The organism is Catenulispora pinisilvae (assembly GCF_015356865.1).
Taxonomy (GTDB): domain Bacteria; phylum Actinomycetota; class Actinomycetes; order Streptomycetales; family Catenulisporaceae; genus Catenulispora; species Catenulispora pinisilvae.
In genome coordinates this window covers 1-21,691 of sequence record NZ_JAAFZA010000048.1, presented here as the reverse complement: position 1 = coordinate 21,691, position 21,691 = coordinate 1, and the positions used below count along the sequence as shown (strand labels likewise).

The 21,691-nt window shown below is 71.1% G+C and carries 14 protein-coding genes and 1 pseudogene; 4 read left to right on the top strand and 11 right to left on the bottom strand.

Annotation, left to right across the window (positions count from 1 at the left end; all coding sequences use genetic code 11):
- Positions 1-18: 18 nt before the first annotated feature.
- The 10 genes and pseudogenes from IZR01_RS15755 to IZR01_RS15710 all read right to left on the bottom strand — a co-directional run bounded on the left by IZR01_RS15755 (position 19) and on the right by IZR01_RS15710 (position 14,188).
- Positions 19-1,590, bottom strand: a complete 1,572-nt coding sequence (locus IZR01_RS15755; RefSeq protein WP_228559581.1) for an ATP-binding SpoIIE family protein phosphatase — start codon at positions 1,588-1,590, stop codon at positions 19-21.
- Between the two features lie 292 nt (positions 1,591-1,882).
- Complete coding sequence (locus IZR01_RS53265; protein ID WP_194924301.1) at positions 1,883-5,092, bottom strand: helix-turn-helix transcriptional regulator; 3,210 nt, start codon at positions 5,090-5,092, stop codon at positions 1,883-1,885.
- Positions 5,093-5,126: 34 nt separating this feature from the next.
- Positions 5,127-5,300 (bottom strand): hypothetical protein, encoded by a 174-nt coding sequence (locus IZR01_RS15745; RefSeq protein ID WP_194892770.1) that lies wholly within the window; start codon positions 5,298-5,300, stop codon positions 5,127-5,129.
- Between the two features lie 279 nt (positions 5,301-5,579).
- Positions 5,580-6,581 (bottom strand): aldo/keto reductase, encoded by a 1,002-nt coding sequence (locus IZR01_RS15740; protein WP_194924300.1) that lies wholly within the window; start codon positions 6,579-6,581, stop codon positions 5,580-5,582.
- Positions 6,582-6,991: 410 nt separating this feature from the next.
- A complete protein-coding gene (locus IZR01_RS15735) occupies positions 6,992-7,897 on the bottom strand; it encodes an arginase family protein (RefSeq protein ID WP_194924299.1) in 906 nt (301 codons plus the stop codon).
- A gap of 381 nt (positions 7,898-8,278) precedes the next feature.
- Positions 8,279-9,670: pseudogene (locus IZR01_RS15730) on the bottom strand (ATP-binding protein); the annotation flags it as partial.
- A 15-nt stretch (positions 9,671-9,685) separates the two neighbouring features.
- Positions 9,686-11,215, bottom strand: a complete 1,530-nt coding sequence (locus tag IZR01_RS15725; RefSeq protein WP_194892773.1) for an SCO6880 family protein — start codon at positions 11,213-11,215, stop codon at positions 9,686-9,688.
- A gap of 239 nt (positions 11,216-11,454) precedes the next feature.
- Entirely contained in the window at positions 11,455-12,810 is a 1,356-nt protein-coding gene (locus IZR01_RS15720) for a hypothetical protein (protein WP_194924298.1), read from the bottom strand.
- Positions 12,800-13,702 (bottom strand): DUF8175 domain-containg protein, encoded by a 903-nt coding sequence (locus tag IZR01_RS15715; RefSeq protein WP_194924297.1) that lies wholly within the window; start codon positions 13,700-13,702, stop codon positions 12,800-12,802. Before IZR01_RS15715 ends, IZR01_RS15720 begins: the two co-directional genes overlap by 11 nt.
- Before the next feature lie 147 nt (positions 13,703-13,849).
- Complete coding sequence (locus IZR01_RS15710; RefSeq protein WP_194892784.1) at positions 13,850-14,188, bottom strand: DUF8827 family protein; 339 nt, start codon at positions 14,186-14,188, stop codon at positions 13,850-13,852.
- A gap of 250 nt (positions 14,189-14,438) precedes the next feature.
- Here IZR01_RS15710 and IZR01_RS15705 point away from each other — a divergent pair, with 250 nt between their 5' ends.
- A complete protein-coding gene (locus tag IZR01_RS15705; RefSeq protein WP_194892776.1) occupies positions 14,439-15,566 on the top strand; it encodes a C40 family peptidase in 1,128 nt (375 codons plus the stop codon).
- Positions 15,567-15,701: 135 nt separating this feature from the next.
- Here the strand turns inward: IZR01_RS15705 and IZR01_RS15700 are convergent, their stop codons facing one another.
- A complete protein-coding gene (locus IZR01_RS15700) occupies positions 15,702-16,067 on the bottom strand; it encodes a nuclear transport factor 2 family protein (protein WP_194924296.1) in 366 nt (121 codons plus the stop codon).
- A gap of 133 nt (positions 16,068-16,200) precedes the next feature.
- On the opposite strand from IZR01_RS15700, the gene IZR01_RS15695 reads away from it, so the two are divergent.
- The 3 genes from IZR01_RS15695 (at position 16,201) to IZR01_RS15685 (ending at position 21,169) form a co-directional block, all read left to right on the top strand.
- Positions 16,201-17,700, top strand: a complete 1,500-nt coding sequence (locus tag IZR01_RS15695; RefSeq protein ID WP_228559577.1) for an MFS transporter — start codon at positions 16,201-16,203, stop codon at positions 17,698-17,700.
- A 134-nt stretch (positions 17,701-17,834) separates the two neighbouring features.
- On the top strand, positions 17,835-18,596 hold the full coding sequence (locus IZR01_RS15690; RefSeq protein ID WP_194924295.1) for an ABC transporter ATP-binding protein: 762 nt from the start codon (positions 17,835-17,837) through the stop codon (positions 18,594-18,596).
- Between the two features lie 14 nt (positions 18,597-18,610).
- Entirely contained in the window at positions 18,611-21,169 is a 2,559-nt protein-coding gene (locus IZR01_RS15685) for an FtsX-like permease family protein (protein ID WP_228559575.1), read from the top strand.
- The last annotated feature ends 522 nt before the right edge of the window (positions 21,170-21,691 follow it).

Sequence of the window (21,691 nt, the reverse complement as noted above, 5' to 3'; positions counted from 1 at the left end):
ACCGCGAGTTGTGTCCTCTCAGAACTCGAACTCGCACCACACCGACTTGCCCTCCGGCAGCGGCCGCGCGCCCCAGGCCGCCGCGACCGCGGCGATGATGCTGATCCCGCGGCCGTCCTCGTCGGTCTCGCGGGCCAGGCGGCGGCGGGGGAGGTGGTCGGACTGGTCGGCGACGTCGATGATCAGGCGGCGGTCGGTGCGGCGCAGGCGGAGCACGACCGGGGCGGCGCCGTGGGTGACGGCGTTGGCGACCAGTTCGCTGACCGCCAGGACCGCGGTGTCGGTCAGGTCGTCGGCGACGCCCCAGGTGGTCAGGACGCCGGCGGTGTAGCTGCGGGCGTGCGCGGCGATCTCGGGCCCGCCGACCAGCTCCACCGACGCCGAGCGGAACAGCGCCGCGTGCGCGCCGGTCCAGGCCGGGACGTGCGCCACCAGCAGCGCCACGTCGTCGGTGCGCACCGCGCCGGCGGGGTCCAGGTTGCCGCTGGACACCGAGAGCGGGTCGATGGAGGCCAGGATGTGGTCCCGCACCAGGTCCACCGGGCCGGCGCCGGGCCGGGGCGGCTCCTCCTCCGGCGCCCGGGCGAACACCCGCCGCAGATCGCCGGTCCCGCGCTCCAGCAGGCCCTGTGTGTAGAAGGCCAGATACGACCCCGGCGGCACCGCCACCGCGGCCTCCTGCCAGGTCCAGTCCCCGCTGCCCAGCGAGGGCCCCGAAGCGCCGTCCAGCACCGCCACGTAGCCGTCCGGCAGGCGTAACAGCGGGGGTAAGTGCCCGGCGTTGGCGTACGTCAGCGAGCCGTTGTCCGCGTCGTGCACCGCGTACACCAGCGTCGCCACCGGCGCGCCGGTGCGCTCGCCGTCGAAGTCCAGCGCGTGCCGGTCCAGGTGGTACATCACCTCGCCGGGCGGCAGGTTCTGCGAGGCGTAGGCCCGCACCGCCGCGCGCAGCCGCCCCATCACCGCCGCCGCCCGCACCCCGACGCCCCCGGCCTGCGGCGTCACGCCGCCGACCACCAGCGCGGTCCGCCCGGCGCCCAGCGGGATCGCGTCGTACCAGTCCCCGCCGACCTCCAGCACCGGCTCGGCGTCCAGTGAGGCGTCCTCGTACCGCACCAGCGCCGGCAGGTAGCAGGCGGCCAGCCGGATCTCATCGGGCTGCACGATCCGCTGCGGCAGCAACGAGCGCTGGAGCATCACCGCCATGTTCCGGTTGCGGGTCTCCTCCTCCAGCAGCGCCTGGTCCCGCCGCACCCGCTCGGTCTCGTCCCGGCAGAACACGGCCACCCCGCCGCGGGCCGGCACGCACACCAGCGTGTAGTACCGGTCCCCGCCGTGCCGCCGCACCAGCCGGTCGTGCAACAGCACCGGACGCCCGGTGTCGTAGGCCTGGTCCAGCGCCGCGGGCAGACCGGTGGCCGCCAACTCCGGCAGCGCGTCCTCGACCGGCCGGCGCAGCGCCACCGCCCCGAAGTCGGCCTGGCACGCCTCGTTGGCGGCCAGCAGCAGGTGGCCGGGGCCGTCGGCGAGCACCGCCGGCATCGGCGCGGCGTCGAACGCCGCGTGCAGCAGCTCCTCGATCGCGGGCATGACCGGTGACTTCATGGCGGCCTTTCGACGGACGGCACAGCGACGTGAAACTCACGCGAACCATCAGTGTGGACCTCTCCCGGGGCGCCTCACGGGAACGGCGCGGGGCGATCCATCCGAATGAGGGATCGCGGAGCGTCCGCGGCCGATCGCGGGAGGTGACCGCGTATCTTCGGCGGGAATTCAGGGGACGAATATGATTCGGCCGATCGCGATACGCCGGATACCACCGCCGTGGGTCGGCAGTAGTGGGCAGTAGTGGGCAGTAGTCGGGACCAAGCGTCCCGCCGCCCTATGCCTCCTCGAACACCCGCAGCCGGTGCGCCACCGCCGCGGCCTCCCCGCGCCCGGCCACCCCGAGCTTGGCCAGGATGTTGGACACGTGCACGCTCGCCGTCTTCGTCGAGATGAACAGCTGCTCGCCGATCTGCCGGTTGGACAGGCCCTGCGCGACCAGCGCCAGGACCTCCAGCTCGCGTGCGGTCAGGCCGAGCGGGGTGCTGGAGTCCGTGCCTCGGCCGCCGGGGGCCGGGGCCGCGGGCATGCAGTCGCTGATGTCCAGGCGCGCGCGGCGGGCCAGGGCCTGCACCTCCTGGCACAGTGGGCCGGCCGGCAGGGTCGCCACCGCCCGGACTGCGCGCCGCAGCAGTTCGGCGGCCTGCTCGCGGTCGCCGTTGGCGGCGCTGGCCTCGGAGGCGCGGAAGTGGATGTACGCGGCCTGATGTGCGTGCACGCCTTCGCGGGCGGCCAGTTCGCTGGCGACCGCCCACTCCGCGGCGCCCGCGACGCCGCGCCAGCGCGCCAGTTCCGCCGCCACCTGTGCGGCGGCCGCGGCCTGGCTCGGGGTCAGGGCGGGGAGCCGGCCGGCCCGCTGGGCCAGTGCGGCCACCGTCGCGGCGCTGGCGGTGTCGGCCGGGGCCAGGCCGGAGCGGGACGCGGCGCGGGTGGGCTGTAGATGCCGTTGAACCTCTGCGTGGTCGGCCTCGGCCATCGCCATCGCGGTCAGGACCCGCCAGGCGTAGCGCTCATCGCCCAGGAACTGCGGCTTGTCCAGGAACGCCTGGAACGCGGTGCGGGCCTCGGTGACCGAGCGGGTCAGCCAGACCGCCTTCTCGATCTCGCGCCGGATGCCCGGCAGCGCGTATTGGTGCTCGAAGTTGCGGCTCGGGATGCGCGCGCCGAGCGTCAACTCGCCGCGGGCGTGCTCGCCCCGGCCGGCCAGCAGCGCCAGATCGGCCAGGTACTCGTGGGTGGTGGCGCCGTGGATGCCCGGCGGGTCCAGGTCCAGGCTGGAGTTCAGGGCGGCCAGCGCCTCGTCCCAGTCGCCGAGCGCGATCAGCGACTCGGCCATGTTCAGCCACAGCATGCTCTCGGCCACCCGCAGCCGGACGCCGCGCCGCTTGAGCTCGGTCAGGCCCGCCCGGGCCACCTGCACGGCCTCCTGGTGCCGGTCCAGCGTCTCCAGCGCGCTGCACAGGTTGATGTAGCCGCGGCCGATGATGCCGGGATCGCCGTAGCCCAGGGCGTCGATGATGGCCTGCCGCAGGATCGCCAGGCCCTCCTCGTGGGTGCCGAGGGAGACCTGCCCGGCCAACACCGTGCCCTTGGTGATGGCCGCCGCGATCCGGTACAGATCGGAGTCGATCTTCTCGGCCAGCAGCGCGGTCTCCTCGGCGAAGCGCAGCGCGGCGTCGATGTCGTCGGATGTCAGCATCTTGATGAAGGAGGCGCTGTTGGTGATCTGCACCCGCACCTGCGGACAGGACTCGCCGTCCACCAGGTCCAGCGCGGCCCAGATGTCGGCCATCCCGTCGCCCCGGCCCAGGATGTGGTGGTCCCGGCTGCGCAGGTGGTGCAACAGCGCCGCCAGCTCCGGGTCCTGGTCCGCGTCGACCCGCTTCAGGGCCTTGTCGGTGAGGAACAGCGCCCGATGCGGGTCGCCGGCCAGATGCGCGGCGCAGGCGGCCTTGTAGAGCAGCCGCGCGTAGGCCAGACCAGGTTCCGGCACCTGATCCCACAGGTCCAGCGCGCGTTCCAGCATCTGGTGTTCTTCGACGTATGCGTACCGCGCGTCCGCGGCCTCGGCGGCCCGCAACGCGGCGTCATAGGCCCGCGGATAGTCCCGCGCCGAATACCAGTGGTGCGCCAGCTCGACTTCCCGCGCCTCGGCCGCCACCAGCGAGGGCTCGTCCTCCAGCAGTTCGGCGTACTTGCGGTGCAGGGCCGAGTGCTCGCCGGGCAGCAGTTCGTTGTGCACGGCCTCCCGCAGCAGCGCGTGCCGGAACCGGTAGCTGGTCGGCGTCTCGCCGGGGACCAGGATGTGGGCCTGGAACGCCGGGCGCAGCTGTTCGTTCAACTCGTCGTCGGTGGCCCCGGTGACCAGCAACAGGAACCGGTGGTCGACCGGCGGCAGGGCGGCCGACAGCAGCCGCAGTACCCGTTGCGTGGGCTCGGGAAGCTGCTCCACCTTGATCAGTAACAGGTCCCGCAGGGTGTCCGAGAGCGAGAAGCCGCCGACGTCCGAGGGCATCAGGTTCGACCCGTCCGAGGCCACGCACGCCAACTCCTCGGTGAAGAACGGGTTCCCCTCGGCGCGCGCGAACACCTCCTCGGCGAACCCCGGCGGCAGATCCCGGCCGGTCTTGCCGTAGATGGCCGCCAACTGCTCCGCGGTCTCGCCGGTGGTCAGCGGTCCCAGATCGATGCGCCGCGCGCCCCGGATCCGGTCCAGCTCCGCCAGGAACGGCCGCAGCGGATGGCCGCGGTGCAGGTCGTCGGTGCGGTAGGTGCCGACGATCAGGACCCGCGAGTCGCGCAGCGACCGGGACAGGAAGCCCAGCAGGTCGCGGGTCGACCGATCGGCCCAGTGCAGGTCCTCCAGGACCAGCAGCAGCGTCTCGGCCGATCCCAGGTCCTCCAGGAGCCCCAGGACGGCGTCGAAGAGGTGCCCGCGGACGGATTGCTCACCGGCGCGCGTTACGGCCGGGAGCGCGTCGCTGTGCCGTTCCATGCCGGCCGGACGCATCATCGGGCCGCGCGGGGAGTCGTCGCCGGACAGGCCCTCCGCCAGCTCCGGCAACAGCCAGGCCAGCTCCCGGCGCCGGACCCCGTCGCCGTCGCCGAACGCGCCGGGCCAGTCCCGCAACAGCTGGCGCAGCGCGGCGACGAAGGGGGCGTAAGCCACTCCCTCGTCGCCGAGTTCCGCGCAGCCGCCGATGAGGACCCGCATGTCGGTGGCGGGGCTCTGGCCGGTCCGGTTCGCCGGATTCGTTTGGTTCGCCTTGGTGCTGCCCGCGGTCGCGCTCGCCGGCGCGCTGGGGGCGGCCGGATCGGCGTCGAGCAGCGGCCGGACGAACTCCTCGATCAGCCGGGACTTGCCGATCCCGGCGTCCCCGCCGACCACCACCACCGCGGGTTCGCCCCCGGACGCGCTGGCCAGCAGCGACCGGAGCTTGGACAGCTCCGGCCCGCGGCCGACGAAGACGGGGCTCACCTGGCGCATCGACACATGGTCGAGCATCGCACAGGGGTCCGGCTCAGGTCACCGACCTTTCACCGGAACGTGATACGGCGTGCACGGTATGCACCTTGTCCGGGCAATTGTCCATGGCCCGGCGGGCGCGCTTGGCCAGCCCGTGGCGGCGAGCCTGCTCGATCAGCTGGGCCCGGCGGGCGTTGGCGATCTCAAGGGTGTAGACGGTGTTGTTCATGGTTTCGGTTGCGGCCTTTCGTGCGATCCCACTTCGGTGACGTGTACTAGTCTCCAGCGGGAGGCACCCCCTACACATGAGGCAACAGGCCAGTCCTTGGCCCCTGAGGTACCTTAGGTACGACCCTCAGGTACCTCAGGGGGCCTTACTGCACAGCCGATGGGGTTTGTCGAAGCCTTATCGGGCTTGGGCTGCTGGGCCCGGCAACCGCTTAGTGCCTGCTCAGCGCTTGCTCGGCACCGGTTCTGCTGCTGTTCGCTTGCTGTTCGGCGGGACTTCTCAGCGGGACTCCATCCGCTGCGCGGCAGCCGGCGAATAACGCTCCCCGGAGGCCGCACCGTGCGGCACCGCGGCCTCGATCCGCGCCAGCTGCTCGGCGGTCAGCTCGATGTCCGCCGCGGCCGAGTTCTCGTCCAGGTACTTGACCCGCTTGGTGCCCGGGATCGGCACCAGGTCCGGCCCCTGGGCCAGCAGCCAGGCCAGGGCCAGTTGGACCGGGGTGTGCCCGGTCTGCTCGGCGACCGCGCGCAGCTCCGCGACCAGCTTCAGGTTCGCTTCCAGGTTGCCGTCGGCGAAGCGGGGGTTGGCACGCCGGAAGTCGTCGGCGGCCAGGCCCTCCACCGAGGTGATGGCACCGGTCAGCAGCCCGCGCCCGACCGGGGAGTAGGGCACCACGCCGATCCCGAGTTCCCGTGCCGTCGGCAGCACTTCGGCCTCGATGTCCCGGGTGAACAGCGAGTACTCGCTTTGCAGGGCGGTGATCGGGTGCACGGCGTGCGCGGCGCGCAGCGTCTCGGCGTTCACTTCGGACAGGCCCAGGTAGCGCACCTTGCCGGCCCGCACCAGCTCGGCCATCGCCCCGACCGACTCCTCGACCGGGACGTCGGGGTTGCGCCGGTGCATGTAGTAGAGGTCGATGTGGTCGACGCCGAGCCGGCCCAGCGAGGCGTCGACGGCGGTGCGGATGTACTCGGGGTCGTTCCGCACGTCGCGCTCTTCGGTCTCCGGATCGCGCTGGATGCCGAACTTCGTCGCCAGCACCACCTTGTCCCGGCGGCCGCCGGTCAGCGCCCGCCCGACCAGCTTCTCGTTCTCGCCCCTGCCATACATGTCGGCGGTGTCCAATAGCGTCACCCCGAGATCGTCGATCGCCCGGTGCAGCACCGAGATCGACTCGGCTTCGGACTCCGGTGTGACGCTGTAGAACTCGGACATACCCATGCACCCGAGTCCCAAAGCCGAAACCCGCGGACCGTCACTCCCAAGGATGCGGTACTTCATGCAGCAACTCCCGTCTCAGAAATCACCCGTCACCCGCGCGGCTCGCCGTCGTTCTACACCGTGTCTGGAAGACGGTGTCGCTCGACGTCGCGGAGACTGGAGGACATACATGAGTGTCGCAAGTCTTGACGGTCACGTCTCCCCGGATTACCGGAACTGGGTGGGGGTGCTGTTCGCGGTGCATCACAAGGTCGAGGTGCGGGGGATGGACGGGGAAGCCGGGCCGCGGTTCTGCACGTGCGGGGATGTCTGGCCGTGCCGGAGTGAGGAGCAGGCGGCCCGATTACTGGACTTCCCTTTACCAGGGACCTGATGTCAGGCGGTCCGCGACGTCGGTCGCGGACCGCCCTGCGTTCGCAGGGGATCGCTATATCAGGATCCTGTTGAAAGATCCCGCTGTGTGAGAACCCTTAGTGCCGGCGGCCCTGCCCGAGGTGGCCGAACCCCTCGGTGACCACGTCGACCAGCAGCCGCGCGTAGCGGCCGTCCGGGTCATGATCGGGGTCGAAGACGCCGACGTCCCCGCCGACCGCGCCGGGGGCGAGGGCGGCGATCAGTCCGGTCAACTGGTCGGCGGACAGGCCGCCGGGATCGGGGCTGTCGACCGCGGGCATCACGGCCCCGTCGAGGATGTCCACGTCGACGTGCAGCCAGTAACCGTGGAGTTCCGCGCGGTCCAGCTGTGCGCGGATGCGGGCGGCGGTGGCGGCGACGCCGTCCTGGAGGATCTCCGCGGCGCGGATCGTGAGGCTGATGGCGTCCTGGACCTCGGCCATTTCCTGGTCGTCCTCGCGACAGCCGGCGTGCACGGTGTCCGCCGGATCGAAGTACGGTCCGAGCCCGTCGATGTCGGCGATCGCCGGCCAGTGCCGGCCGATGAGCGCGGCCAGGTCCTCGCCCGCCAGCGCGGCGCAGGCGTCCGAGTTCCCGGGGTTGCGGAAGTCGGTGTGGCCGTCGAGGTGCACCAGGCCGTAGCGGCCGGTCGGACGCAGGGCCAGGCCGCAGCCGATCAGCAGGCTGCAATCGCCGCCGATGACCAGGGGCGCGTCGCCCTCGGCGCGGATCTTGCCGATGCGCTGCGCCAGCCGCCGGGAGTGGTCGATGATCGCGTCCTGATTGCGCAGGCGTCCGGGGCGCGCGTCGTCCTCGTAGCGGCCGGGGAGCACCACGCCGGCGTCCCGGGCGCCGAGCTCGGCGAAGCGGGCGTGCAAACCGGCCTCGCGCAACGCCTCCGGGGCCTTGGCGGTGCCGGGGACGGTGGTCGGGCGCAGGGGTCGCAGGCCGAGGTTGGTCGGTGCGGACAGCAAGGCGATCATGCGGCCATGCTAGGCGGCGGCCGTTCGCCGGGCTATCGAGAATCCGGTGGAATGCCGGTAGCCCGCCACGGCCTGACCGGCTGATCGCCGGTAGTCCGGATATTTACCGGCAATCCGGTTGATTGCCGGTAAAGCGGGCGGGCGCTATCGGTCCCAGACCTCCGGCGGCTCACCGGCCGTGTGATATGGCAGCTCGGCCTTCTTCCCGAACAGCGTCCCGGCAATGGCCGTCAGCTCGTCGTCCCCGTCGTCGGTGATCGGCTGCACCTCCCACCGCTCCTCGCGGCGCGGCAGCGGATGCTGGTTGCCCGCGGCGATCGCGCGTACCGGCGTGGCCGGCGCCGGCAACGCGGCCAACCGCTCTGCTTCGGCCGCTTCCAGCGCCGCCGCTTGTTCCTCGGCGGTCCCGGGCGGCAGGGCGGCGGCGGTCGCACGGGCGAGGATCGCCGCGGCCTCCGCGGAGGTCTCCGTCATGGCGCGGTCGGTGAACACCAATGGACGCTCGTGCTCGGTGACGATGTGCTTCACCACCTGCACGTCGCCGTTCACGTCCCAGACCGCGATGCCCGGTGTCAGCGATGGGATGATCTCCACCGCCCAGCGTGGTAAGCCCAGCACCTTGCCGGTGGTGCGCGCTTCATCAGCCTTCTGCATGTACACGGTGCGGGTCGACGCCATCTTCAGGATCGCCGCCGCCTCGCGGGCCGCGGCGCCGTCCACGACGTCCGACAGGTGGTGCACGACCGCGACGAAGGACAGGCCCAGGCGCCGGCCGAACTTCAGCAGCCGCTGGAACAGCTGCGCCACGAAGGGCGAGTTGATGATGTGCCAGGCCTCTTCGACCAGCAGGATGCGCTTCACCCGGTCCGGCCGCAGCCAGGTGTGCTCCAGCCAGACGCCGACGATGGCCATCAGGATCGGCATGCCGATCGAGTTGCGGTCGATGGCCGACAGGTCGAAGACGATCAGCGGCGAGTCCAGGTCGATGCCCTGCGTCGTGGGCCCGTCGAACATGCCCGCCAGGTCGCCGTCCACCAGCCGGTCCAGGACCAGCGCGACGTCCAGGCCCCAGGCCTGCACGTCCTCTATGGTGACGTTCATGTCCTCGGCGGCGCTGTTCAGCGGCGTGCGCAGGGCCTCGACCACGTCCGAGAGGATCGGCTGGCGGCCGTACTTCAGCGCCGCCTCGCCGACCCGCAGGTGCGCGGCCTTCAACGCGTAGCCGGCCCGCTCGTCCAGCGGCCGGCCCTGGGCCACCTCGACTATGGTCCGCAGCAGCGCGAGCTGGCCGGTGGTGGCGATCGCGGGGTCCAGCGGATTGAGGCAGATGCTGTCGCCGTGCACGCCGTGCGGGTCCAGGCGGACCGGGGTGACGCCCAGCGACTCGGCGATCAGGTGCCACTCGCCGACGCCGTCCTCGCCCTGCGCGTCCAGCACCACCACCTGGCGGTCCTTGAAGCGCAGCTGGCGCAGCACGTACGTCTTCTCCAGCGCCGACTTGCCGTTGCCGGACTCGCCGAGCACCAGCCAGTGCGGGGCCGGCAGCTGCTGGCCGTACAGCTGGAAGGGGTCGTAGACGTAGCCCTTGCCGGAGTAGACCTCGCGGCCGATGATGACGCCGGAGTCGCCCAGGCCCGGCGCCGCGGTCGGCAGGTATACGGCCTGCGCCTGCGAGGACGAGGTGCGCACCGGCGGGCGGGCGGTCTCGACCTTGCCGAAAACCAGCGCGGCGAAGCCTTCGGTCAGGGAGTCCATGATCGAGCGTCCGGCCATGACGTATCAGTCTCCTTACTTCCGCAGCCCGGTCGCGAACGGCAGGGTGTTGGTGAACGCCCTGTGGTGTTCGCGGTCGCACCACTCCAGCTTCAGGAACGACTTGCCCGCCGAGGCCCGGATCGTGCGCTTGTCCCGGTTCAACGGGTCCGGACCGCGGGAGGAAACGGTGATGTAGCCGACCAGGTTCACCCCGGCGGCGCCGGAGGCCAGGTCCTCGCCGCGCTGGTCCACGCGCCCGGCGTGGGCCCGCTCGCGCGGGTCGTCGACCCGGCCCAGCTTGGCCTGCCGGGAGGCCTCGGCATCGGTGTTGATCTTCTCGGTGAGCATCCGCTCGATGGCCACGTCGGTGGGTTCCAGGTCCATCGTCACCGCGACCGTGCGGATCACGTCCGGGGTGTGGACCAGCAGCGGGGCCAGGAAGTTCACGCCGACCGGGGTCAGCGGCCACTCCTTGATCCAGGCGGTGGCGTGGCACCAGGGCTCGGCGGTGGTCGACTCCCGGGTCTTGGCCATCAGGAACCGCGGGTGGGTGGCGTCCAGCTCGGCCGGCCAGGCGTTGCGCCGCGACATCGCGTGCAGGTGGTCGATCGGGTGGTCGGGGTCGTACATGGAGTGGATCAGCGAGGACAGGGCGACCGGCCCGAGCGGCTGGCGCACCTTGATGTCGGCGTCGGCCAGCCGGGCGCAGATGTCGGCCAGCTCGCGGGCCATGATGATGCCCAGGCCCACGTCCACGGCGCCGCGGCCGATGACGTAGGCCTCCGAGGCCAGGTCCTTGGTGTAGGGCATGCAGGCGACCAGATAGGCCCGGTGCTGCTCGGAGGAGGTCGAGACCATCGACAGCAGGTGCTCGTAGGACTCCTGGAGCCAGGGCGGGGAGTTCTCGTCGCCGCGGCGGGCCACGTCCTTGGCGTGCGCGTCCGGGTCGGCCGGCAGCGTGCGGGCCAGTATCTGCAACCGGGTCACGAAGCCGTCGCCGTTGGCCACGTGCCGCAGCAGCGTCCCGAACCGGTCGACCAGGGCCTCCTGGTCCTCGGAGTCGCGCGACCCGACGCCGGGGCCCTCGATCTCCAGCGTGGCGGTCACGGTCCGGCGGTCCAGGTGCATCAGGACCGCGATCTCGTCCGGCCCGAACTGCGCGCGCAGCCAGCGCAGCCGGCCCACGCCCGGCGGCGGGCCGATCTCGACCTCGGCGCCGTCGATCCGGGTGCCGGCCTCCATGGCGCGGGAGCGCCAGGTGGCCTGCGGGGAGCGCAGGAGCCGCTTGTAGGAGCGGTTGATCTCGAACCACTTGTAGATGGTGCGGCCGTTGTAGGGCATGAAGACGACGACCAGGGCCAGCGCCGGGCCGGCCAGGATGCCCAGGACCTTCAGGAACGTGGTGGGCACGAAGAAGCCGGACAGCAGCGAGATGCCGCAGCAGATGACGATGACGCCGATCTCGCCGGTCTCGCGGTTGCGGCCGATCAGCGCGCTCGGCTTGGCCTTGCCGAGCAGGTAGGCGCGGCGGTACTGGGGGGGCTCCTGCTGGGCGGTGCTCACGGCCGGGCCCCCCGTCGGCCCCCGGTCACGGAACCGGCCGCCGCGAGGCGGTCGTCACTGCTTGGCGTGGTGCTCACGGCGGTGCCTTCCAGCGGAGGTACAGGTGATCGTGGTGCGCGGCCGGGTTCTCTACTCGACGCTACCTGGGAAAAGCGGAAAGCGGGATCGCAGAACACGAATTCTTCGGTGTTCGAGCCCGCGTGCTCGCTCATCTGGTCCTGCCTCCTCACCGGGCTCGGTCACGAACCGCCGCGCGGCGGCGGCGGGGTCTTGGGCACGACCGGGGCGTGCGCGGCCTGCAGGCGCGAGGCGGAGGTCGCCGAACCGCCGCTGCCGCCACTGGTGTTGCCGCCGCCACCGGCGCTCCCGGCGTTGCCGCCGGCGCCGCCGCCGCCCTGGCCGCCGTCCGCCCCGGGCCGCACCGTCAGGGCCCTGCCGGTGTGCGCCGCGATCCCGGCCGCCGCACTGGCCCCACCGGCCAGCGCACCGACCGACATCCCGGTGATCGCACTACCCATGTTCCCGCCGCCACCGCCGGCGAAAGCCCCGCCCATCCGGTTGCCGTGCGCGGCCATCCCGTTGCGCATCGTCCCGGCCGGCGAGGTGAACGCGGCGCTGGTGATGGCCGCCTTCCCGATCTTCGCCGCCCGCTCCTTCTGGAGCGTCAGCATGTCGTCGCCGAACGCCGGCACGAACCGGTAGACCAGCCCCGAGGCGAAGATCGACAGAATCATGATGGCCAGCCCGCTCAACACGGCGCTGAACGAGTCCTGCGGCCCGGAGGACACAGCGGTGGCCAACGACAACACGATCACGATGATCGGCTTCACCAGGTCGATGGAGATCATCAACCCGACCCACCGCCGGATGTGCCCCCACATGGCCCGGTCGACGAACCCGGCGTACACCGCGGTCGCCAACGCGGCGCCGACGTACAGCATCGCGGCCCGGATGATGAGCTCCAGCCACAGCAGAGCCGAGGCGACCATCGACATCACGGACACGAAGATCAGCATGATCGGCCCGCCACCCAACCCGGAATTCGGGTCCAGCGCATGCGAAAACGACGCCAGGAACCCGTTCCGATCCGCGGTGGACCCGTTCCCGATGGCGTCGGAGACACTGTCGGTGATCTTCACCATCCCGGCCAGGATCACCGGCGTGAAGGCCGAGGCCAACACGGCCATCCACAGAAAGCCCGTCGCCTCACCTATCGCGGTGACGATGGAATCGCCCCGCACCGCCCGCTTCACAACGGAGCTGAGCCACAGGAGCACGGTCAGGATCGCCGACGCGGCGAAGACGATCGCGTACTGCTTCAGGAAGCCCAGGTTGGTGAAGTTGACCGTCGCGGTCTTGGAGATGGCGTCCGACAGATTGTTGATGACCCACTGCGCCGCCTCCGCACAGCCCCGCGCGATGGAGCCGAGCGGGTCGGTGATGGCGTCGGCGGAGGAGACGCCGCTGTTCTGGCCGCCGGGCGGGGAGGGGGTGCTGCCGCCCACCATCTGCTGGGTGTTCTCGCAGGCGTCCTTGAGCTTGCCCGTGAGCAGCGCGCACGGATCGGCTGGTGCGGTGAGCCAATCATGGGGCATAGCGGAGCCTCGCGAACTGCTGGACGGCCTTCTGGAGGTCGCTAGACGAGGACACCTGCTGTCCGGCCGGGACCGGCGTGGGGCCATCCGCCTGAGTGAAGCTACTCCACTTCCAGTCTCCGTTTACCCAAGTTAGGTTCAGCGTGACCGTGCTCCAGGTTTCGGATACGGGATGCGTCGAACCCTGGCCCGCCGTTCCGGAGATCATGTTGATCCACACGGCGACCGTCGCCTTCGCCGCGCTGTAGTTCGCGACCGTGGTCCCGAACGGGACCGCCCGGCTCACAAAGCTCTGACCCGTCGGCGCGTTGCCGTTCTTGTCCAGCCCGAAGCCCTGTGCGGCCAGCGTGAAAGCCTGGTCCAGTTGCTGTTGCAGGGTGGTCACTATGGCCGGGTCGGCGATCTCCTGCACCAGCTTGTGGCGGGAATCCGCCGTCATCATCGCCTCGGAGCCGTAGGCGGCGACGAAGTTGGCCGCGGCGGCCGTGGCGCCGTCCTGCGTATCCGGATAGCCGGTCAGGACATCACCGTTCTGCGAGGGGAACGCAGGGCTCGAAGGCGCACTCGCCGGAGCGCTCTGCCCCACCGTGGCCGTCGCCGGCGGCACCCCGCCCCCGACGCCCGTACTCGCACCCTGACTGGCCGCGCCGTTGTTGTGCTTGCTGCTGCTGATCGCGATGATGACGGAGACCACCACGACCAGTGCGGCCAGTGCCAGGACGCCGCGGCCGCGGCGTCCTCGGGGGGCCTTGAACTCGCCTTCGTAGGGGTCCTTGGGGAGGCGGATGACGGTTTGCGGCTGCTCGATGCGCGGTGCGCGTCCGGGCCGGCCGCGGCGCGGGGCGCCGTCGCCTGGGCGGCCCGGACCGCCGCTACCGCCGTCGATAACCATGTTCAAGTCTCCCCACCCCGGACGTCCCGGTCGTGTTACATCGTCGTCGTGTCGGGCCACCAGTTCCTAACAAATACCCGGATGGCTTCTTCGGGGTTTGCCGGGCGGCGCGTGGTGGCAGTGCCTCCGGTCGGCCGCGGCGGTGGGTCAGATCGCCATGCCGTAGACGATGGTGAACAGGGTTCCGAGGGATCCGATGATGAACACACCGGTCAGGCCGGCCACGATCAGGCCCTTGCCCTGCTCGGCGGAGAAGGTGTCGCGCAGCGCCGTGGCGCCGATGCGCTGTTTGGCCGCGCCCCAGACCGCGATGCCCAGGCAGATGATGATCGCCGTGGCCATGATGACCTCGATCATCACCCGGGCCTCGTTGCCGACCTTGCCGAAGGGTCCCCAGTTCGGGGCGATCCCGCCGATGATCGTGTTGATGTCGTTGCCGCCGGACGGGGGCGCCGGCGTCGGGGTGTCGGTGAGGAACGTGGCCACGGTGTGCGCCGCGCCATGCAGAGCTTGCAGTGCAGACACGATGACCGCCTGCCTCCAGTCCTGTGGTTATAACGGTGGTGTTCGTCGTACTCACGATGTGGTGTCACTGCCGGTAGCGTAGGGAACTCAGTCTACGAGGATGACGCGGACGGCAGATACCTTGTCTATGGTGTCGTTTTCCTCTATCCGTCCGGGGCACACCTTGGTTATCGGTTGATCCGATGATCAACTGAAGGGAGGAAGAGGCCTGATGAAGACATCCATCGTCGTCGGCGCGTCATTGGTGGCCACCCCCTTTCTTCTGGTAGGCGCGATCGTCGTCGGAACCATGAGCGTGGCCGCCGGCAGCTCCACCGTGAGCCCCGTCGGCCGGATCGCCGACGGCACCGTCCCGACCGCCGACGCCGCGCTGATGGAACAGTACGGGCACATGTGTCCCACCCTGACCCCTTCGCTGCTGGCCGCGCAGCTGTATCAGGAATCAGGCTTCGACCCGACCATCGTCTCCTCGGCCGGAGCCATAGGGATCGCCCAGTTCATGCCCGGGACGTGGCCCAACTGGTCTTCCCCCAAGGACGGCGACGGTAAGCAGGATCCGCGCAATCCGGCCGACGCGATCCCGGCCGCCGCGCGCTACGACTGCGCCATCTCCCACCAGCTCTCCGGCATCGGCGGCGACGCGGTGGGCCTGATGCTGGCCGGTTACAACGCCGGCCCCGGCGCCGTCGAGCAGTACCAGGGCATCCCGCCCTACTCCCAGACCCAGGACTACGTGAAGAACATCGAGGCGCTGGAGCAGGCCTTCCGCGCCCCGGACCCGGTCATGGCGCCGTCCGACCTGGCCGTGCGCGCGATCGCCTACGCCTACAACCGCCTCGGCACCCCCTACGAGTGGGGCGGCGACGGCACCGACGGCAAGTTCGACTGCTCCGGCCTGGTCCAGGCCGCCTACACCTCGGTCGGCATCCAGATGCCGCGCACCGCCTCCGAGCAGTGGTACACCGGCCCGCACATCCCCACCAGCCAGCTCCAGCCCGGCGACCTGGTCTTCTACGCCACCGACCTGTCCAACCCCGGCAGCATCCACCACATCGGCATCTACGTCGGCGGCGGCGTGATGATCGACGCCCCGCACACCGGCGCCTTCATCCGCTTCGACCCGATCGGCGCCGCGGACTACCTGGGCGCCACCCGGCCGCAGGCACTGGTGGTCGGGGCCGCGCTGGACGCCGCGACGCCGCAGGCCAAGCGGACGGGGACACCGCCGGGAACGCAAACGCCGCAGAACCCTGCGAACCCGGCGCCCGGGACGCCCACGCCGACCGGGGCGCAGGTCCCGGCGCTCGCGCCGAAGACGGCGATTACCTCAAAGCACTGAGGTGATCGCCCACTGAGGCGGCCGACTGAGGAACTACCTGAAGCAAGCGGCCCGGCCGCACGCCCCCGAAAACCCCGAGGGCGGCGGCCGGAGCCGAAGCTCCCGACCAGCCGCCCTTGAAGTGCCCAGATCGGTTCACATCGCGGGAACCTTGTCCAGGAACCCGGCCACCGCCCCGATCCGCCCGTCCGGCGCGATCAGCGCCACGTCGAACCCGACCACCAGCGCCTCGCCGGCTCCCGGCGCCAGCTCCCACGTGAAGCGCACCACGTCGTGGTGCGCGTCCGGCTCGCCGGCCAGCCGGAACGTCAGCCCGGCGAACTGGGCCTGCGCCCCGCCGATCAGGGTGCTGAGTTCGTCGTGGCCGTGCACCGACGCCAGCGGGTCCGTGTACTCGATCTGCTCGACGAAGACCTCCGCGACCTTCGCGGCCCGGGCGGCCTCGTCGGTCTCGTTCCATGCGGCGATGTAACCGTCGATGAGGTTCTTGATCTCGGTCATGGCTGTGCCTTCCGTTCCGGCCCCCGGTCTGCCCGGCGGCTTCTGCCCTCAACAATGCGGTCGGGCCCCATGACCTCGCGATTACCTGCCAGGTAATCGTCTCCATGACCCCCGCGAAGCCATCGTTGACCCCATGACCACCACAGAGATCTTGAAGACGACACAGATCCGGCCGGCGACACCGGCAAGTGCCGCTTCCGCGGCCAGCGCGGCGCAGCAGGCGTCCGCATCCGGCACCAGCCGCGAAACAGCCCGAGCCCAGAACCTGACCCTTCTGGTCCTGCTCGCCGGCATCTTCATGACCACCCTCGACATCTTCATCGTCAACGTCGCCATCCCGGCCACCCAGCGCGATCTGCACGCCTCCCCGGCCGCGATCCAGTGGATCGTCGCCGGCTACGGCCTCACCGTGGCGGCCGGCGTGATCACCGCCGGCCGGCTGGGCGACATGTTCGGCCGCCGCCGGATGTACGCGCTCGGCATGGCGTTGTTCACCGCCGCCTCGGCCGCCTGCGGGATGGCGCCGACCCCGGACGTCCTGATCGCCTCGCGCATCGTGCAGGGCGTCGGTGCGGCTCTGCTGAGCCCGCAGACGCTGGCCATCATCGGCACCGCCTTCGAGGGCGCCAAGCGGGTCCGCGCCTTCACCGCCTACGCCCTGGCGATGGGCCTGGCCGCGGTGTTCGGCCAGCTGATCGGCGGCGTGCTGATCGACATGAACTTCGCCGGTCTAGGCTGGCGCAGCTGCTTCCTGATCAACGTCCCGGTCGGCGCGCTGGCGCTGACGCTGGTGCCGCGGGCCGTGCCGGAGTCCAAGGCCGAAGCCCGGACCCGGCTGGACCTTCCCGGTGTCGCGTTGGTCAGTTCCGCGCTGGTCGCCACCGTCCTGCCGCTGATCCAGGGGCAGAGCCAGGGCTGGCCGCTGTGGACCTGGCTGAGCTTCGGCGCCGCGCTGGTGCTGTTCGGGGTCTTCGGCTGGCACCAGGGCCGGCTCGCCGCCGCCCAGAAGTCGCCGCTGGTCGACCCGGCGCTGTTCCGCACCAAGGGCTTCACCCGCGGCATCATCGCCCAGATCGTGTTCTGGATGGGTCAGGGCTCGTTCTTCCTGGTCTTCGCGCTCTACCTGCAACTCGGCCGGGGCCTGGACGCCCTGCACGCCGGACTGGTCTTCACCGCGATCGGCCTGGGCTACCTGCTCACCTCGATGGTCGCGCAGAAACTGGCCGCGCGGCTGGGCCGGCAGACCGCGGCCGTGGGCACCGCGCTGATGGCCGTCAGCCTGCTCGACCTGATCGTCACCATCCACCTCACCGGCACCCACGGCTCGCTGCTGTGGATGCTCCCGGCGCTGGCCGCCGACGGCGCGGGCATGGGCCTGGCGATCGGCCCGCTGGCCGCCGGGGCCATGGGCCGGGTCGCCCCGCACCACACCGGCGCCGCCTCGGGCGTGGTGTCCACGGTGATGCAGGTCGGCGGGGCGGTCGGGGTCGCGGTGATCGGGATCGTCTTCTACTCCGCGCTCGGCTCCTCGCCGACGCCGGCCGCCTACACCCACGCCTTCACCTCCGGGCTGGAGCTGCTGGTCGGCGTGGCGGTCGCGGTGACTGTCCTGCTTCAATTCGATAAGGACTAGTGCCAGGCATGAGACGGCGCGATCACCCGGCGCGGGCCGGGGGTCGCGCCGTTCGGCTGTCTCCGGAAGAAGTAGCCCAGAAGCCTCCCGTCGTAGGACTACACCGCAGCCGTGCCGAAGGTGGAATCGACGGTATGACCACCACGACCAGTTCCAGCTCCAGCACCACCACGGTGCCCGCCGCCCGCGCGGTGGCGGCGGTCAAGCAGTACGGCGGCGGCGACGCGGCCGTCCGGGCCCTCGACGGGGTCACGGTCGCGCTGCCGGCCGGCCGGTTCACCGCGATCATGGGCCCTTCCGGATCCGGCAAGTCGACGCTCATGCACTGCCTGGCCGGGCTGGACCGGCTCACCTCCGGCGAGGTGTACGTCGGCGACGTCGAACTCGGCGCCGCCTCCGACAAGCAGTTGACGTTGCTGCGCCGGGAGAAGCTCGGCTTCGTCTTCCAGTCCTTCAACCTGCTGCCCACGCTCTCGGCCGCGGAGAACATCACCCTCCCGCTGGATCTGGCGGGCCGCGCCCCGGACCGGGAATGGCTGGACACCGTGGTCGGCACCGTCGGCCTCGCCGACCGCCTGAAGCACCGCCCCGCCGAGCTCTCCGGCGGGCAGCAGCAGCGGGTGGCCGTCGCCCGGGCCCTGGTCTCGCGCCCCGAGGTGGTGTTCGCCGACGAGCCCACGGGCAATCTCGATTCCCGGTCCGCGGCCGAGGTTCTGGGCCTGCTGCGCACCATGGTCACCGAGCTCGGCCAGACGCTGGTGCTGGTCACCCACGACCCGTCGGCCGCCGCCTACGCCGACGAGGTCCTGTTCCTGGCCGACGGCCGCCTCGTGGACCGGCTGGAGCTGCCCACCCGGGACGCGGTCCTGGCCCGCATGCAGCGGTTCGGCGAGTAAGGGGGCTGACGGACATGCTCACCATCGCCCTGCGCAACCTCACCGCCCGCCGCCGCCGGCTGATCGGCACCTTCCTCGCGGTGTTCCTCGGCGTCGCCTTCCTGGCCGGCACCCTCACGTTGAACGCCACTCTCTCCCGAAACTTCTCCAACCTCTTCGCGACCGCAGACACCGGGGTCTCCGCGGTCGTCCAGTCGGACACCCTGATCTCCACCAGCGGAGGCGCGGCCTTCGGCGGCCTGCGGGCTCCGGTGTCGTCACAGCTCGCTGACACGATCCGTAAAGTGCCGGGCGTGGCCGACGCCCAGCCCGAGATCGTCGGCTACGGCCAACTGCTCGGCGCCGACGGCAAGGCGGTCGGCGGGAACGGGCCGCCGCGCACGGCCGGCAACTGGATCCCGTCCGCCGCCCTGAACCCGTACCGCCTGCTGGACGGGCGCGCGCCGCGCGACGTGCCGGCCGGGCAGCCGGTCGAGGCCGTGATCAACCGGGGCGCGGCGGAGTCCGGGCAGCTGAAGATCGGGGACACCACGATCGTGCAGACCCCGTTGCCGGTGCGGATCACGATCGTCGGGATCGCCGGATTCGGGACGCAGAACGGGATCGGCGAGGTGACGTACGCCGGGTTCACGCAGGCGGTCGCGCAGAAGTACATCGCGCGGCCCGGGCAGGCCTCGGAGATCCTGATCGCCGCCCAGCCCGGCGTTTCGCAGGGCTCTGTCGTCGCCGCGGTGTCGAAGACGCTGCCGCCGGGGCTCTCGGCGATCAGCGGCGCGCAATACACGAAGGCGACGACTGCCGCGATCGGGACGGCTTTCCTGACGTTCTTCAAGGGCTTCCTGCTGGTGTTCGCTGCGGTGGCGTTGCTGGTGGCGGCGTTCTCGATCCACAACACCTACACGATCCTCATCGCGCAGCGGACGCGGGAGAACGCGCTGCTGCGGGCGTTGGGGGCGTCGCGGGGGCAGGTCCTGGGGTCGTCGCTGGCCGAGGCGGCCGCGCTGGGGCAGGCCGCCTCGGCGGTCGGCGTCGTCGGCGGGCTGGGGATCGCGCAGGCGCTGAAGGCGTTGTTCGACGTGGCCGGATTCGCTTTGCCCGCCGGGGGATTGGCGGTGACGCGGACCACGATCGCGCTGGCGTTGGTGGTCGGCGTCGGGGTGACCGCCTTGGCCGCGCTGTCGCCGGCCGTGCGGGCCTCGCGGGTGGCGCCGCTGGCGGCGCTGCGGGAGGCGTCGGTGGGCGAGACGCGGTCCGGGTTCAGCCGGGTGCGGAGCCCGATCGGCGGGGTGCTGCTGGCCGGCGGCGTGGTGTCGGCGATCGCCGGCGGGTCGCTGGCGGTGGTCGGCGCCGGGGCCGCGGCCACGACGGTCGGTGTGCTGATGCTCGGGCCGGTCGCGGCGCGTGGGGCGGTGCGGGTGCTGGGGTCGGTGGTCACGGTCGGTGGGCGGTTGGCGGGGACCACCGGGGTTCTGGCGCGCCGCAACGCCGCCCGGGATCCGCGGCGGACGTCGGCGACGGCCACCGCGCTGATGGTCGGGGTGGCGGTGGTGACGTTGCTGACGGTGTTCGCCACGTCGGTGAAGGCGTCGCTGAAGTCTGATGTGGACCGGTCGTTCGTCGGGGACCTCGCGGTGTCCGCTCCGGCCTTCGGCGGCGGCGGGCTCAGCCCGCAGCTGGCCGTCGATCTGCAGAAGGTGCCCGGTGTGCAGGCCGCGGTGGGGATCGGCCAGGGGACGGCTTCGGTGGCCGGGTCCGCGACGAATCTGACGTTCGCCGACACCGGGAAGCTGAACGAGACGATGTCGCTGGACGTGCGGGGCGGGTCGGTGGCGACATTGGCCGGGGGCCGCGCGATCGGGGTCTCGGCGTCGGAGGCGAAGAAGCATCCGCTGGGGAGCGCGGTCCCGGTGGTCTTCCCCGACGGCACGACCAGCACGATCCCGGTGGGGTTCGTCTACGGGCCGCGCGGCTCTTTCGACGGGTATCTGATCGACGCCGCGGCGTGGTCGGCGCACGCGAATCAGGTCACTGACAGTTCGGTGATCATGAAGCTGGCGCCGGGGACCTCGGTCGCGGCGGCGCGTCCGGCGGTGACGGCGGCGATGGTGCCCTACGGGAGCCCAGACGTGCAGGACCGGCAGCAGTACGCGGATTCGCAGGCGTCCGGGGTGGACGTGGTGCTCACGATCTCGTACGTGTTGCTGGTGCTCGCGATCGTGATCGCGTTGGCGGGGATCGCGAACACGCTGGCGCTGTCGGTGCACGAGCGGACGCGCGAACTCGGCTTGCTGCGCGCGGTGGGGCTGACGCGGAGGCAGACCAGGGCGCTGGTGCGGTGGGAGTCGTTGTTGGTGGCGCTGTTCGGGACGCTGGGCGGCGTGGCCCTCGGCACGTTCCTGGCCTGGGCCTTGGTGCGCGCCGCCGGGAGTTCGACGGCGATCGGCTTCGCGGTCTCGCCCGGGGCGCTGGCGCTGATCCTGGGCGCCGGGGCGGTCGCGGGGGTCGCCGCCGCGACTCGGCCGGCGAGCCGGGCGGCGCGGTTGGACCTGCTGGGGGCTATCGCGACGGAGTGAGTCGTGGGGTCGGGCGCTGAGTGCGGCGGTCTTTGGCGGCATCGGCGGTGCGCGGTGCGCGGTGCGCGGTGCAGGAAGTCTTGCGCCTGGGGTGGTTCGGGGTTCGGGCCTTCTGCGGGGGTTGGAGTTTGGGGGCTGGGTTGCGGTTGGGGTGTGGGTTTCAAGGCTTTTTACGGCCTTCGGTTATGGTTGTGCCGGTTCGGGGTTCGGGGCGGCGGGTATGTGTGTCAGCTGCCGGTTTCCGCGTTCACAACCCCGCCGCAACTCAGGCCTCTTCAACTCCGGCAAGTCCGGGCAAGGGCACAGGCCGGATCAAGCGCAAGATCAAGCGCAAGATCAAGGGCCACAAGCGAGATCAAGCGCGAGATCAAGGGCCACAAGCAAGATCAAGCGCGAGATCAAGGGCCACAAGCAAGATCAAGAGCTGAAGATCAAGGTCAAGGTCAAGAGCTGTGATGAAGGGCCGGGCCTCCGGCGGGCCTCGGCAACCTCAGGGAAACTAGCGCGGTTCCCTCGGGTGGC